We start from the raw sequence: 14,465 nt of genomic DNA on the forward strand, positions 1-14,465 counted from the left end.
CCCCCCGCGTCCAGCGAGTTTGAATTACAATCCGATGCCAAACGATCCATCGGTACCTCTAAATCGCAACGCATTGGAGCCCGAACATCGTGTCGCGCTTCTTCGGAACTGCCTGCATCCACTGAACTCTCCATGATTGTCGAGCTTGATGACTTCCCTGACCTTGGCCGCTCGGAACTAACAACGCTGGCGGGCATGTTTCGCGGTGCATGGAATTGCTTGGACGATGTACGGGCAGATTCGGTGGACAGCGCACTGCGCCGCCATGGCATCACGTCCATTCGTTTGGATCGTTCGATGCTCCCGGAGTCGAGGGAAGCCTGGGTGCACGTCATCGTGTCAGCCCTCACGACGGAACCGGCGACTAGGAGCAAGACGTATGAACGACCGCGCGCCCGCTCATCTTAGCCTGACGCTCAGTCGACGAAGCCTGCTTGCAGCGATCGCTGCGTTCAGCGCGACACCCGCATGGGCCATTTCTGATGGGGCTCCGGACATCCTCGGGCTTCCTGTAGCTGACATGCGCCGTGTGAGTCGGACGCTCTGGATCAAGTCGCTCACAACCAATGTCTGGATCACATGCTTTACGTTTGAGATTGAAGGAAACGTGATCGTCCCGGCAAACGGCCTTATCATCGCTGACCGGTCCGGCGCGATCCTCGTCGATACAGGGTGCACCCGAGACGAGGGCAAGCAACTTCTCCGCCTTGCCAGAGAGGTAACGGGCCAACGCGTAACGCGAGCAATCGCCACCCATTTTCACGCTGACCGGACAGGCGGTATTGAGGCGATGCGAGCCGCCAACATCCCTGTCTTAGCTCATCCGTACACCGTGGGACTAGCACAGGCCTACGGATTCCCAATTCCGCAACCGCTGGCGGGTTTGGAGCGAGGCCCGGTCGTGATCGAGCCGGTCGAGTTGTTCTTTCCCGGACCGGGTCATACGCGCGACAACATCACAGTTTGGCATGGGGAAAGCCGCACGCTCTTTGGCGGATGCCTGCTCCGACCAACGATACAAAACGATGTTGCAGGTGGTACTCCCGGCGACTCTGATCTGGCGGCGTATCCCGCCACATTGGCTCGACTCGCGGAGCGTTATCCCACTCGCCAATTCACCATCCCTGGCCATGGCCCGATCGCGGGCGACGCTTTGGCATGGACGCAGCACTTGGCTCAAACCGCAACTCGACATACGCGAGGCCGTCACTGCGACATATCTCCACCATCTATTTGAATGCTACTGAGCGCTCAAGAGCGCTGCGCCGGACGGCAGTCGCCGACCCAAATCGGTCACCGGACGTCTCGTGAGTATCGTATATTGTCCGCGACTGCCGATTTTGGACCGCACACATGGAGACCCAGTGATCGAGACTGGCTTCGTGTGCTGGAGGCTGTCGTCCGCCGTGGGTCGACATGGATGCGGAAGCGTTGACATTTGCTCAGATGGATGAGGCTGGCGGATGAATCAGAACGTGACATTGGCAGTTGGGTTGATCTTCGGAGCATCCGAGGCGTTGCTGGCCATCGCCAAACGTCGCGGCAAGCAGGATGCTGCATCGGATGCAGGGTCGCTCCGGCTCATCTGGATCATGGTGGCCGTGAGCCTTACGGCGGCGTTCGTTGTCGCGGGCGCGTTTCCCGAGGGCCGATTCCGCGATGTCGAGCTGATGCGGGTGGTGGGTGTCGCCATCTTCGTTTGCGGCGCAGCCCTGCGCTGGTATGCGATCTTCTATCTCGGGGCCTACTTCACCGTGGATGTGCGCATCGCCAGGAGTCAGCGCGTCATCGACACGGGGCCGTATCGGTTTGTTCGTCATCCCAGTTATACCGGGGTGCTCCTGGAGTTCCTCGGGTTCGTGCTGTGCATCGGCAATATCTGGTCGATGCTACTGCTGGTACCGGTAGTGATTGTTTTCTCGTATCGGATTCGAGTGGAGGAGCGCGCACTCGAGCAGGGGTTGGGGGAAGCATACGCGAGCTATCAGCGGCGGACGAAGCGGCTGATCCCGTTCGTATACTAGTTTCCGATACGGCAGTACTACCGACCGGGCGCATTTACCGTAACGGCACGACGCGCCCACGCTCGTATCGCAAATGCCGTGGCAGCGTCATCGATCGCCAACGGTTCCGCTGGCGATCGAAGCGCCGAACGGTGATTGACTGTTCCTCGCCTGAGGGTACGTCGAGTATCCAGTCGGTGGTGTTGAAACCGCACTCCTTCGCTGGTGGTGCTTCCTCGGGCGGCACCGATCGCGTCTCGCGTCCGACCATGTTCCAGCTCGAGCCGCCGTCGTCAGACACGAGCGTTTCGACCACGAGCGAAGGATCATTGAGAGACGCAGATTCTCCGTCATAGGCAATTTCGATTTCCCCCGTCGATGCATCGGCGAAGGTCAGGGTCAGAGGCCAACCGTCCGGTACAGCGTGGCCTTCCGAGCGTTGTATCTCTGTAAGCTGACGCCAGGTTCGGCCTCCGTCCACCGAGCCAGACAGGAGCATCGTGCCGGGCCCCTCGACAGTCCACAGCGCGAGCGCCCAACCGTGCAGATCGTCTGTGAAGGTGACATGCGTCACTTCACTGCCGCGAACAGCGGGCATGACCTCATGCCAGGTCCTGCCACCATCGGCGGTCCGCAGCAAGAAAGAGCGGATCGTGCCGGCAGGGACGCGCAGGCCTCCGAAGAGAACAGCGACGTCTTTGTCGATCGCACACAATCCGCTCACGTCGAGATCAACTCCGCTTTCGTCCGCCTGTTCGGACATCCAGCCGAGGTCATCAAGATCGAACGTGTCGGTCAGGAACTCTATAGCGGGTGCCGATGGCTCGGGCGCAGGGCGCTTGCACGCAGCCGGGATCATCGCCAGGAGCGCCATGACAGCGGCGCAGAAAGTCAAAGACTGCCTCTTGCTGGACAAGCGTACTTCCTTGCCTTGGTTCAATGATCCCTATCTAACACGAATTCTGACCGGGCTCTCTGCCGAGCGGAACAACTGGCTTGTCAACCCTCTGAAGATGACTATGATGAAACCCCGCCCTGATGAGTTAGACCTCAGACACCCATGACCATTTCCATGTATCAAGCTTCAGTGCCAGCGTTCATCCGCTCGCTCAACAATCTTGCTTCGATCCTCGAGAAGGCAGCCGCTCACGCGCAAGCGCGTAAGATTGACGACTCAGTCTTACTGAACAGTCGTCTTTATCTGGACATGTTCCCGCTGGTTCGACAGGTTCAGATCGCGACAGACACAGCGAGAAGCGGTGCGGGTCGTCTTGCAGGCGTGGAGTTTCCCGCCTACGAAGACAAAGAAGCGACATTTCAAGATCTGGCGCTGCGTATTCGCAATACCATTACGTATTTGGAATCCCTGCAACCAGCACAGATCGACGGGAGCGAAGACAAGACAATCTCATGGCAGAGTCGCAGCAGCACCAAGAGCATGCAGGGACTCCCCTATCTCATGAACCACCTGCTACCCAATATTCATTTTCACGTCACGACGGCATACGGCATCCTCCGCCACAACGGTGTCGAAATTGGCAAGAAGGACTTTCTTGGCCCGTGATTGCGGGTTGACCGTAACACGCGAGGCCGCGCGAACCTCATCGACGACCTCGCGAACCGCGCCTATCACCGAGGCCGGCTGGTCGAACTGAATGTAGTGGCCGGAGTTGGGCACGAGTCGCAACTGACCCCGTGTGGACCAGGAGGCCTCATCCTCATTCAAGCGCTTCCAACCCGCATTGAACCGCTCAGCGTCCTGCTTGGAAACACCGAGCGGTGCAAGCGCTGCCGGGCTGATGAATTCCTCCCGACCGAGCACGATCAACGGACGATCGCCGAATGAACGAACGGCGCCTGCCTGCGCCATCGTCTGTGGCGCACTGTGATCCTCGGCCAGCGCTGCGGAGAACGATTTGCTGACATAAGCGCTCGAAGCTCGCACCGCTTCGGGTGGAAACGAGGGATCCGATGAACCAGCCACTCGCAGAAGCCCGGTCCACGACAGCGCCGCCATGACATCGAGCAAACCTTTGCCCTGTGATTTTTTTGGCAGCGACAGCGTGGCGATCTGCTGTTCCTGGTCGGGATGTCCCGGATCCACCAGCACCAGCGCGGCCACCTGATCCGGATAATCGTGGGTATAGACCATGGACAAGGGGCCGCCAAAAGAATGCCCCACCAAAACCAACGGAGCCTGCTCACCGGCCGATGACAACGCCAAATGCAGATCCCGTGCGATCGACTTACCGTCGTGAGGCGTGGTCGTCGAGTCACTCCACATGATCCCGGCGCGGTCGTACGCGCAGGCACGAGTGAACCCCGCGATGGCATCGTGCACTTTCATCCAGCTCAGCGATCCCAGCTGATCGAAGCCCGACTGGAACACCACGGTCGGCGAGCCGGTTCCACGGCAGTCCAGATGGATCCTGCGCCCGCCGATATCCACGAGCCGTCCCGTGGGCGGGAAGTCTCGCGCCGCCCGATGCCGCGCCAGCATCTCGTAACCTGCTCCGAACAGCGTGACCATGACGAGCAAAGCCAGCAGGCCGAGCCCGATCCGTGTGAGCCATTTCATTTACAGGCGCCAGTCGACACTGAGCCCGATCGTTCTTTGCGCGAGCGTCGTCCCCAAAACATAGATGGCGCCCGTCAAGCCATCGACGGTCGCCCCGCCCCCTGTGTAGACATACCGGTTGCCCAGGTTACGCACATAGAGCGAAATCCGGGTTTGCCCGTTGTCGATCTCCGCGGCCGCATCCGCAATCACGTAATCCGGAAACTTCACCGCCGAAGCCATGCTGGATGCAAAGTTGAACGTGGATCCGACGTAGCGAACATTCGTGGAGAAGGACGGCAGCCACTGCCCGATCGGATTCATCGTCACATTCGCAAACGCGGATCCGGTCCACTTCGGCGCCAGCGGCAATGCCGCCCCATCAGTAAAATTGCCGTTAGGATCGCCTTGCGTGAAGTGGGCTTTGGACAGCGAGGCGCTCAATCCAAGGCGCACCTGGCGGTTGGGCGCGTAGCCCAGCGATGCCTCCACTCCCCGACTGACAGCAGTGGCGGCATTGACCTGATAAGTGAGCGCGCCATCGTGCGTGGCTGACGGGACTTGAATGCGGGTCCAGTCGATCTGATAGGCGGCGGCATCGAGCGTCAGCTGCCGCTCCAGGAAATCGCCCTTGAAGCCGATCTCGTAGTTCGCCGTGCGGTCGGAGTCGGTCTGTGAAGGGATCTCCGGATACTGAGGATAGGTGGCTTGCGGGGAGCCGGGCCGATATCCCGTGGCCGCACGCGCATAGATAATTGCGTCCGCTCCCATGCGGTAGCGTGGACTGACGGCGTACGTGAAAACATTTTCGCTCGAGTCGGCCAGCTCGACGGTCTCGATGCCGCCGAACAGCGGGCCGCCCTTCGCGAGGCGAAAGTCCTGTCTTACCCTGGACCCGCGAACGCCCACGGTGACGTCCAAGGACGGCGTGAAGTGATAGGTCACATTGCCGAACACAGCGACATCGTCATATTGCGTCGGCAAGTGGATGGTCGCGAACGGGCTCAGCCCGGCAACCGGCTGCAGCGATGAATCGAGCGCCGAGACGAACTGGTTGTTTTGCGCCTTCTCGTGGGTCACATACAAGCCCGCGAGCCAATCCAGCGGGGCGCCCTCCTTGGAAGACAGACGCAGCTCCTCGGAAATCTTTTTCGCAACGAAGGTCGCGCCGCCAAGCGCGGCCCCGTTAGCACCGATGGCAGGATCGAACACGTTCAACAAAGCCAGATAAGACACCGTCGAATCGGAATCGACCTGCGACAGCGTACGGGAATAACTCGTCGCGGAGGTCACGTCGGCAAATCCGGCATCCCAATTGACCGTCGCGGCGGTGTACACGACTTCGTTCTTGAAGGGTTCCGGCAGGCGATGGCCGAATGTCAGCCAGCCCTCCAGTGGCGCTCCGACGCCGTAGGGCGACGTCGTTCCGGTCAGGGCGGCGCGCGAGAAGTTCCGATTGTCTGAGTCGATTTCGGAATAGAACCCCTGCAGCTTCACTTTCAATGTATCGGCGGGCTGCCACAGCAAGGCCAACCGGCCACCGCGCTTTGAATAAGGATTTTCATCGCGGGTCCCGCGCACCGGATTGTCGAAGTTTCCGGGAGTGCGCCGATCGTAGACACTCGCCCTGACGGCCAGCGAGCCCGGCACCAATGACTGGTTCAGAGCGATGTGTCCCGCATAGCCGGCCTTCGAGGCGCCGGCGTACGAAAATCCCTCGGCGCCGAGGCGAAGGTCATTGGCATTCACATCGGGGTCCACAGTGATATAGCGCACTACGCCTCCCATGGAGTTGGCGCCATACAATGTTCCTTGCGGCCCTCGCAGTACTTCGATGCGTTGTATATCGTCGGGCAGCAGATCCAGCTGCAAGGAGTCCTGCCCCGCCCACCCGGCACTGGAACCCACCGCTGCATCGTCAACGACAGTGGACACCAGTGCGCCGGCACCTTGCGAGGCGAGCCCGCGCAGAGTGATCGAAGTTCTGCCGGGAGAGCCGTAGTTTGTAACAACCAACCCGGGTACCTGGGAGGCCACATCGGTCAGCCCGGTCACATGCAGGGATTGCAGAAAATCCTTGCCGATGACGCTGATCGACTGCGGAATATCGATCGCGCGCTCGCTTCGCTTGGTGGCGGTGACGATGACTTCCTCCAGCTGATCGACGTTCGAGTCTTGCAAAGACGCTGGCGCGCTGCTGACGGACTCGCTGGCGATGGGTACGATGCCGACGGCGTTATCGTCGTAGACTCGGTGAGTGAAGCCGGTACCGCTCAAGAGCTGAGTCAGTGCCTCCTCGGAGGTGAGATTTCCGGAGGCGCCGGCGGTGTGTATCGAGTCGACCTCATCAGCGACATAGACGAGCTGCAGGCCTCGCTCCTTCGCCAACACTGTCAGCGCGTGGCCGAGGTCCTGCGCCGGAATACTCGTCGGCTTGCGGATGGCGGCTCTGACACTATCGGAAAGACTGAGCCCGGTCAGCGATAGAAACACGACCCCGACAGCAACACTGGTACGCACGAGCACTCCCCCGCCTCTGATGAGGCTTGTTATGGCCGTCGCCTGGTTTGGCGACGAACTCATACGAGCCAGAGTGCATTTTTTGAAAGCCGATACCCCCTTGGGCACAAATATTCCTAGTGCGCGGGTCGCCGGACGATATGAATCTCGGTCTCCGTTTCCTGTACGGTGATATCCCGCCGATCTCGCAGATATCGAATCAGGAAATCCGGGTCGGCGGCGAACACTCCGCTCAATCGAAGCGCAGGCGAGCCGAGATCCTCGACGATGAGCTTGCGCGTGCTGTAGCGATTGAACTCCTCCGCGACCTGAATCAGCGGCATGGCGTCCAGCACGAGCTGTCGTTGGGTCCACGCCGTGACGGCCTCGACGTTCGCCTGCACGAGCCGCGGAATCTCATGTGCCGTCACAGTGACCTGCTCACCCGCGGAAAGAAACATCTTTGCGCCGGGCTCGCTCGCGCTGGACGCAGATGGTGCTTCGGGACTCGCCGAGCCGACAGAGACGGCAACGCGCCCTTCCACTACCGTAACGACAGTTCCCTGCGGCTTGCGATAAACATCGAATTTTGTTCCGACCGCGCGAACTCGTGTCTGACCGCTGTGTACAACGAACGGACGCTGCGGACTCTTGGCCACGTGGAACAGCGCCTGGCCTTCCAAAAGATCCACGGTTCGCTCGGCATCCGTGAAGCGCACGCGCAGCCGCGAGCGAGCGTTGAGCTCGACCGTCGAACCGTCGGGGAGCCTGAACGAGCGCTCCTCTGCTACCTGCGTGGCATAGACGGGCATTCGGTAGAACAGAAACCAGGTCAGCGCACTGACGAGAACCACCAGTAAGGACGCGGCAAGCGAGACCGTCCGCCATTTTCTCATCGCACGAGGGCGCGGCGAAGGCTCTGCCGATTCGAAGGAAACGACGCTACCTTCCGAACGGGCGAGCGCGATGAGCGCGTCGATGTCGAGCGCCCGCGCGGCATCGATAGCGGCGGTCTGATTCCAGATCGTCGCGAATTCCAGATAGGCGCGAAGATGTTCCGGGGAGCGGCGTACCCAGTCATCGAATGCACGACGGCCCGACGCGTCGATCTCTCCGGTGCGGAAGTCGACAAACCACTCAGCCGCCTCTTCGGAAATCTGGTTGTTCAGAGTGGAGCGTGTCTCGCGGTGCATAGAGCCACCCTACTCCATGTCCTTAAGCCGTTTCCGAAAGTGAACCAGCGCCCGAGCCAGGTACTTCTTGGCCATTGGACGGGAGATTCCCAATCGCGCGCTGATCTCATCCATGGACATGCCGTCACGCCGGTAGAGCAGGAAGGTCGCCTGCACTTTGGGCGAGAGCTGCAGCAGCGCGCGATCCAGCTCCTCAACGCACTGCTCCGCAGTGACGGCGAGAGCCGGATCGGTTTCAGGCACCGCTCGCAGCTCCGACAGCACGGTCTCGAGCTCGACGGACGCGGCGCTCCCGGCTGATTGCAGGGCGTGCTGCTGAGCTACGTGGCGGGCAATCGTTAAAATATAGGCTTCGGGAGCGCGGATGGTTTCGTGATTCGGGACCCGCAACAGGCGCAGAAAGACCTCTTGAATGACATCGGGAATGTCGGCGGCATTACGAACGCGCCTTCGGAGGAATCGCTGCAGACGTCCCCCATGCCGCTCGACCAGATCATCGACCCGCCTCTGCCTGTCATCCGCCGCCAAGCGGCCTCCCGAATGCCCCCTACCCGAATGGGATAGAGCGAGTTTGCGGCAAATCGATACCCCCGAGCGAAAAATATTGTGCCGGAGCGAGCCCGAGAGCCGGCGTCATTTACGATCGGTCAACCAGCGGTCTGTGTGTCGATGCCGCCCCAGCCCCACCCCATCGAACTCGTCGGCACCCGAGCTCGACTGCACGCCGAATTGCCTGAGCGCCTGATTGATCGCGTCCCCTGCAACGACGGGCTCGCCGATCATTGTCCCTTGGCGGAACAAGACGTGGGCCTGCGAACCAGCGCCGCCGAAGAACTGCGCCTCTAAGTACGCGACGGTTCCATCCTTCGACAACTTTCTACCGAGCGCGCCCAGCGACTCGGGCAGCACAGGCTCCTCGTCCTCATCCGTCAGCGGCAAATTCGGAATATCGAAGCGCTCCCTCAAAGCCAGGTTCAAGGGGACCAGCGCTAGCCGGTCCGTCAACGCGACATACGCGAGGCCCTCACTGCGACATATCTCCACCATGTCGCTGGCGCCAACAATCACTTGCAAGGTGTAACTCATCCGTGTGTGCCCTCGACTCCTCGTATCTGACCTGGTTACCGTACACGAATGTACACGTGAATGCTCGCGCTCGCAGCCAGGAGCGTGCGCACGATCTCGATGTGGATGGGCAGCTTTCCTAGGGCTTGGCGCAAAGGACTGATACGCCGTTCATTGAACACATTCACCTTCGCACCCGCCGCGATCAGCAGCTTGACGATGCTGTCAGCCTCATCAGCCATCGCCTCAACTCCGTGACTTCCGATGCTCCGTCATCTGGCTCGCGACCCTTGCTGTCATCACCAGGGTATCGGAAAAGATGACGAGCCCCTGCTCCTGTTCGGCGCGTACGTTCGGCTCAAAGGGTGTCCAGCAGAGAATGCCAAAGGGACTGTACTCATCCTGAAGCAGCGCTTGAAGCTTCGGAATGGAATGCACCGGAAAACGGTTCGGCTGAAACTCCAGGTGCCGGATCCCATCGCCATACCAGTCCATGCTTTGAAACCAGACAGCGCCCTTGCCTTCGCTGGGGCCGATGAGCGGTGTCAGGGCCTGCCCGATCCTCGTCACGAGGCGAAGGTCGATCTCGTGATGCGCGTCGCCTTGTGCATCGATCGCCGCCTGACGTGAGCTGATCGCCTGCTTCATGAGCGCAAGCAAATGCGTCGCGGACTTCGCGATCTGGACGTTGCTGGAGCTCCTGGCTGCAAATAGGTTGAACATGCCTGACTTGTTTTAGCTTGCCAGCCTGCGTCCGACCTGAAGTGCGTGGATACTACGCCAGCAGCACAACTCACTGCCATCGACGATCAGAGCTTGAAGCCGCCGCTCGCTTCGATCACCTGGGCGGTAATCCAACGGCCTTCATCGGAAGCCAGGAACGCCACCACGGCGGCAATCTCCGAAGGCTCGCCAAAACGTCCCAGCGCGGTATCGGCTTCAATGGCCTTGACCATCTCCGCGTTCTCGCGGACCGCGGCATTCATGTCTGTTCTGATCCAACCCGGCGCTACGGCATTCACGGTGATCCTGCGCGGTCCGAGCTCCATCGCGAGCGCATGAGTCAGGTTATTGATGGCCGCCTTTGCCATGGAATAGATCGGAACGACCGGTAGTGGCCGTATCCCGGCACCCGATGAGACGTTGATGATACGTCCGCCCTCGGCAAGACGACTCAGCGCGGCTTGAACGATGAAAAACGGCGCGCGGGCGTGGACCGCGAACATCGTGTTCCAGCTGTCAGGTGTCGCATCTGCAAGACCGCCCCATCCCGAGTTGCCGGCATTGTTGACTAGAATATCGAGCGCTCGACTGCCCTTCCGATCGGCGAACTCACGGTCGAGCTGTTCGAACAATCCTGGAATAACCGCTGCGTCGACCAGATCCGCCTGAAGCGCAAATGCGCTGCCGCCCGCCTTTTCAATGGCTGCGACAGTCTCCTCCGCGCCAGCTCGGCTCTGATTGTAAGTGATGGCGACCGTCGCACCCTCGGCCGCGAGCCGTTCGGCGATCGCTCGGCCAATGCCTCGCGATCCGCCCGTCACCAGCGCTGTTTTGTCAGCTAATGTTTTCGACATGGGTTGTTTCCTATCTCTGCACGGTGTCCGCACTGGCCAGTTCGAGGAACAGGGCGACATGGATCGGTGGCAGCCCCTGCAACGTTCCGCCGATGGGTGAAGGACGCTGTGTGCTGTCGATCAGCTTGCGTGCCGCGACGGGCGAAAGAGGCTTGCCCGGCTGCAGATAGAGGCGCTTCGCCTCACGCTCCGTCAACCCCGCCGGAATAGCGGGCACGTAGGGCCAGAAATAAATGGGCGTGTTGGGCTCGATGCGCCAGCTCTCTGCGAGCGAGCCCGCGTCCACCACATCGTAGCCCACTGCCTGGACGAAACGCGTCACCGTTTCCTTGGCGGTCGCGTCATCACCAGCGATCGGCAGCGTCGTCCGTTCGGCATCGCCCTGGGGCCGGGCGTTGTATTGCATATGATGCCAGCCCAGGTTGTGAACGCCCTTCACCACCTTCGCGCCCCGCAGGTGCCGCTGCACGAGCTCGCTCGAGGTGAGCTCGCCCCGATCGAGATCGGCCCGCCGAAAATCTCCGAGGCCGGGATAGTAGTTCGTTTGATCGAGGACCACCTTGCCGGCGAACTTGTCGGCCGGCAGGGACTCAAACGTCGCCAGGGGAATGGCGAGCGAGACGATATCCCCGGCCGCAATGGCGTCTTCGACCGATCCAGCGCGTGCCAGCGGGCCGAGTTCCTTCATCAGCTCGAAGAGCGATTCAGGACCGCGCGAATTGCTGATCACGACCTGATATCCCGCCGCGACGGCCAGATGCGCGACAGCTTTACCTACGAGGCCAGCGCCGACGATACCAATTGTCTGTTTCATGCTGCGTATCCACTTGAAGAGAGCGTGGATGGCACTGTAGAGGGGGCTGGCGGGTTGATAAATGGAGCAAGCCGCCAAACACTGTTGTCCATGAACACATCAATCGATCTTGCTGAGATGAGGACTTTCGTGGCGGTTGTGACGGATGGTTCCTTCACGACCGCAGCGGAACGGCTCGGCACCGATAAGGCACGCGTCAGCCGCATCATCCGACGCATGGAAGAAAAGCTCAGCGCGCAGCTCCTCGCCCGATCGACACGCCGCCTCAGTGTGACCGAGGTCGGGCGCGACTATTTCGAGCGCGCCGTGAGCATCCTGACCGCCGCTGAGGCGGCCGAGGCCGCGGTGGCACACCAGTCCGGGGAGCCCAGAGGACTGCTCAAAATCACTGCGGGCGCTGAATTCGGGACGATGGTCGTCGACGGCTGGATCGCGGAGTTTCTGCGATTGGCACCGAAGGTCACGGTGGAGGCGGAATACACCAATCGCTTCGTCGACATCATTCATGAAGGAGTCGATATCGCGGTTCGGGTCGGCACGTTACAGGATTCAGGACTCTCGGCGCGCAGACTCGGCGAGGTGATGTATGGGTTGTATGCGGCCCCCGATTATCTCAGGCGCGGACCGGCGCTATCCGCGGTCAGTGATCTCGAGCATCACGACCTCATCATGAAGACGTCGCGCGGCCGCCCGAGTTGGACGCTCGTGAACGGTCCAGATACGGAAACAATCGCCGAGTCTCCACGCGCCGCCGTCAACAGTATCATCGGCGTGAAAAATCTAGCGCTGGCGGGACTTGGGATCGCGCAGCTGCCTCGTTTCATGGCTGAGCCGCTGGTGGCGGATGGCGCGTTGGCCTGCGTGCTTCCCGGCTGGGCTGAGATCCCGGCACCTGTCCACGCCGTATTTGCATCGAGCCGTTACATGGATCCCAAAGTGCGCAGCTTCGTGGATCTTTGCCTGAGCGCGTTTCAAGGCCGATGAGCAATTCGACATTGAGTTCCGCCGAAGCCATGGGCGAGCGCATCCCAGGAACATTGCTGGCCGCCGGCCTCGGCAAACCCTGGAAAGATCTGCTGGCGCAAATTTTCAGCCGCCGTCAGACACAAGATGTCCTGCTGATCCCGGCGGTGCCGGAACCGCTGATTGTCTGGGTGCTGTCGGGCTCGGCGGTGGTGGAAGAGCGCGAGATCAACGGTGACTGGCAAGCCAATCGCGTCACGGCCGGTGACTTCTTCCTGACGAATACACCGACGCCCTATGAGCTTCGCTGGACAGCGGCCAAGACCGCACCCTTCGAGGTCATGCATCTGTATCTAGGTCTGCCGCTGCTCAATCGCGCCGCTGCCGAGCTCTATGGAAAGGAATTCGATATCGCGTTACGCGACGTGTCGGGTCAGCGAGACCGAGTGCTGTCCTCGCTACTGGAGCCGCTGCGTGCGGAGCTGCAAGCGCCTCGACAGCCCAGCGCTTTGTTCGTTCAGGGCATCGCGCAAAGCCTTGCTGTTCACGTTCTGCGCGAGTACGCCGATCCGTCGGGCAAGCCAGCGCGACGGCAACGCAGTGGGCTACCCGCATTCAAGCTGCGACGGGTGCTTGCGCTGATGGAAGCGGACTTGGATCAGGAGTTTCATCTCGAGAGACTGGCTCGCGAAGCTGGCCTGAGCGAATTCCATTTCAGCCGTGCTTTCAAGCGCAGCACCGGGTTTTCGCCGTCGCATTTCCAGATCCGCATGCGGATGGATCAGGCTCGGCGACTACTTCGCGAGACGGACAAATCCATCGTCGAAGTGGGCTTGGAGGTCGGCTACTCGAGCCCGAGTCGTTTCGCACAGCTGTTTCGTCGCGAAGTAGGTGTCTCGCCACGCGAGTACCGCGACCAAGGCTGAGCGCAAAATCGCGACAGAGCGGGCAGAACCGCGGCAGAAGCATGGGCTCCGATGACGCACCTTAAGCGTCGTGCTCGATACGTAGCACGTCGTTCCAAGCATCAAAGGTGATCCCATGAACCTCAACGGAAAAGTCGCGTTGATTACCGGCGCATCCAGCGGCATCGGCGCCGCCACGGCACTCAAGCTCGCTGCTCACGGCGTCAAAGTCGGGTTGGCCGCGCGCCGCACCGATCGTCTTCAGCAACTGGAGGCAGACATCCGCGCCGCCGGCGGCGATGCCATTACCATCGCGATGGATGTCGTGGATCAGGCGTCCGTAACCGCGGGCGTAAAGAAGCTGATAGATACGTATGGCAGAATCGATATCGTGCACAACAACGCCGGGCTGATGCCGATCTCCGACGTCGAGGCACTCAAGACCGACGAATGGCATCGCATGATCGATGTGAACATCAAGGGGGTCCTCAACACGACTGCCGCTACCTTGCCATACCTGCAGCGACAGAAGTCCGGCCACATCTTCAACACCTCCTCGATCGCCGGGCGCAAAGTCTTCGCTGGCTTGTCGGTGTACTGCGCAACGAAGTTCGCCGTGGCCGCCTTCTCCGACGGCCTTCGTATGGAAGTCGGCAAGAAGTACAACATCCGCGTCACCTGCATCCAGCCCGGTGCGGTGGAATCCGAGCTCTTCGAGCACATTTCCGACGCCGCCTATCGCGAGCAGATGGAAGGTCTGAAGGGACAGATGTCCTTCCTCAAGGCTTCGGATATCGCCGATACGGTGCTGTTCGCCTTACAGGCGCCGGACCGCGTCAACGTCGCCGAGTTGTTCGTGCTGCCGACCGATCAGCCTTGGTAAGTCGGT

The 14,465-nt window shown here is 60.7% G+C and carries 17 protein-coding genes; 7 read left to right on the plus strand and 10 right to left on the minus strand.

The window, feature by feature from the left end:
- Positions 1-195 precede the first annotated feature (195 nt).
- The 3 genes from ACFPN2_RS25110 to ACFPN2_RS25120 all read left to right on the plus strand — a co-directional run bounded on the left by ACFPN2_RS25110 (position 196) and on the right by ACFPN2_RS25120 (position 2,024).
- Positions 196-408: a DUF6210 family protein gene (locus tag ACFPN2_RS25110; RefSeq protein ID WP_380602837.1), complete on the plus strand. Its 213-nt coding sequence runs from the start codon at positions 196-198 to the stop codon at positions 406-408.
- Positions 380-1,237, plus strand: a complete 858-nt coding sequence (locus ACFPN2_RS25115; protein ID WP_380601731.1) for an MBL fold metallo-hydrolase — start codon at positions 380-382, stop codon at positions 1,235-1,237. The genes ACFPN2_RS25110 and ACFPN2_RS25115 overlap by 29 nt, the downstream gene beginning before the upstream one ends.
- Positions 1,238-1,463: 226 nt before the next feature.
- Entirely contained in the window at positions 1,464-2,024 is a 561-nt protein-coding gene (locus tag ACFPN2_RS25120; protein WP_380601733.1) for a methyltransferase family protein, read from the plus strand.
- Positions 2,025-2,058: 34 nt separating this feature from the next.
- Here ACFPN2_RS25120 and ACFPN2_RS25125 read toward each other — a convergent pair whose 3' ends face one another.
- Positions 2,059-2,919, minus strand: coding sequence for a WD40/YVTN/BNR-like repeat-containing protein (locus tag ACFPN2_RS25125; RefSeq protein ID WP_380601734.1), 861 nt, complete (start codon positions 2,917-2,919; stop codon positions 2,059-2,061).
- Positions 2,920-3,063: 144 nt separating this feature from the next.
- Here ACFPN2_RS25125 and ACFPN2_RS25130 point away from each other — a divergent pair, with 144 nt between their 5' ends.
- The gene (locus tag ACFPN2_RS25130) at positions 3,064-3,567 is read left to right on the plus strand and encodes a DUF1993 domain-containing protein (RefSeq protein ID WP_380601736.1); all 504 of its coding nucleotides are present in this window, start codon (positions 3,064-3,066) and stop codon (positions 3,565-3,567) included.
- On the opposite strand, the gene ACFPN2_RS25135 is transcribed toward ACFPN2_RS25130, so the two are convergent.
- From ACFPN2_RS25135 to ACFPN2_RS25175, 9 genes are all read right to left on the minus strand, one after another.
- Positions 3,475-4,581, minus strand: a complete 1,107-nt coding sequence (locus tag ACFPN2_RS25135) for an alpha/beta fold hydrolase (RefSeq protein WP_380601738.1) — start codon at positions 4,579-4,581, stop codon at positions 3,475-3,477. The genes ACFPN2_RS25130 and ACFPN2_RS25135 overlap by 93 nt on opposite strands.
- Positions 4,582-7,080, minus strand: coding sequence for a TonB-dependent receptor (locus tag ACFPN2_RS25140; protein WP_380601740.1), 2,499 nt, complete (start codon positions 7,078-7,080; stop codon positions 4,582-4,584).
- Between the two features lie 116 nt (positions 7,081-7,196).
- Positions 7,197-8,252: a FecR family protein gene (locus tag ACFPN2_RS25145; RefSeq protein WP_380601742.1), complete on the minus strand. Its 1,056-nt coding sequence runs from the start codon at positions 8,250-8,252 to the stop codon at positions 7,197-7,199.
- A 9-nt stretch (positions 8,253-8,261) separates the two neighbouring features.
- Positions 8,262-8,780: an RNA polymerase sigma factor gene (locus tag ACFPN2_RS25150; protein ID WP_380601744.1), complete on the minus strand. Its 519-nt coding sequence runs from the start codon at positions 8,778-8,780 to the stop codon at positions 8,262-8,264.
- A 105-nt stretch (positions 8,781-8,885) separates the two neighbouring features.
- Positions 8,886-9,338 carry a hypothetical protein gene (locus tag ACFPN2_RS25155; protein ID WP_380601746.1) on the minus strand — a complete coding sequence of 151 codons (453 nt, stop codon included), beginning with the start codon at positions 9,336-9,338 and terminating at the stop codon, positions 8,886-8,888.
- Positions 9,339-9,373: 35 nt separating this feature from the next.
- Positions 9,374-9,559 (minus strand): hypothetical protein, encoded by a 186-nt coding sequence (locus ACFPN2_RS25160; RefSeq protein ID WP_380601748.1) that lies wholly within the window; start codon positions 9,557-9,559, stop codon positions 9,374-9,376.
- 4 nt (positions 9,560-9,563) lie between these two features.
- Positions 9,564-9,965, minus strand: a complete 402-nt coding sequence (locus ACFPN2_RS25165; RefSeq protein WP_380601750.1) for a hypothetical protein — start codon at positions 9,963-9,965, stop codon at positions 9,564-9,566.
- A 161-nt stretch (positions 9,966-10,126) separates the two neighbouring features.
- Complete coding sequence (locus ACFPN2_RS25170) at positions 10,127-10,894, minus strand: SDR family NAD(P)-dependent oxidoreductase (protein WP_380601752.1); 768 nt, start codon at positions 10,892-10,894, stop codon at positions 10,127-10,129.
- A 10-nt stretch (positions 10,895-10,904) separates the two neighbouring features.
- Positions 10,905-11,708, minus strand: a complete 804-nt coding sequence (locus ACFPN2_RS25175) for an NAD(P)-binding domain-containing protein (RefSeq protein ID WP_380601754.1) — start codon at positions 11,706-11,708, stop codon at positions 10,905-10,907.
- Positions 11,709-11,798: 90 nt separating this feature from the next.
- On the opposite strand from ACFPN2_RS25175, the gene ACFPN2_RS25180 reads away from it, so the two are divergent.
- From ACFPN2_RS25180 to ACFPN2_RS25190, 3 genes are all read left to right on the plus strand, one after another.
- Complete coding sequence (locus tag ACFPN2_RS25180; protein WP_380601756.1) at positions 11,799-12,692, plus strand: LysR family transcriptional regulator; 894 nt, start codon at positions 11,799-11,801, stop codon at positions 12,690-12,692.
- A complete protein-coding gene (locus tag ACFPN2_RS25185) occupies positions 12,689-13,597 on the plus strand; it encodes a helix-turn-helix domain-containing protein (protein ID WP_380601758.1) in 909 nt (302 codons plus the stop codon). Before ACFPN2_RS25180 ends, ACFPN2_RS25185 begins: the two co-directional genes overlap by 4 nt.
- A 115-nt stretch (positions 13,598-13,712) precedes the next feature.
- Entirely contained in the window at positions 13,713-14,459 is a 747-nt protein-coding gene (locus ACFPN2_RS25190; RefSeq protein WP_380601759.1) for an SDR family oxidoreductase, read from the plus strand.
- Positions 14,460-14,465: the final 6 nt, after the last annotated feature.

It is taken from the genome of Steroidobacter flavus (assembly GCF_042651805.1).
GTDB lineage: Bacteria > Pseudomonadota > Gammaproteobacteria > Steroidobacterales > Steroidobacteraceae > Steroidobacter > Steroidobacter flavus.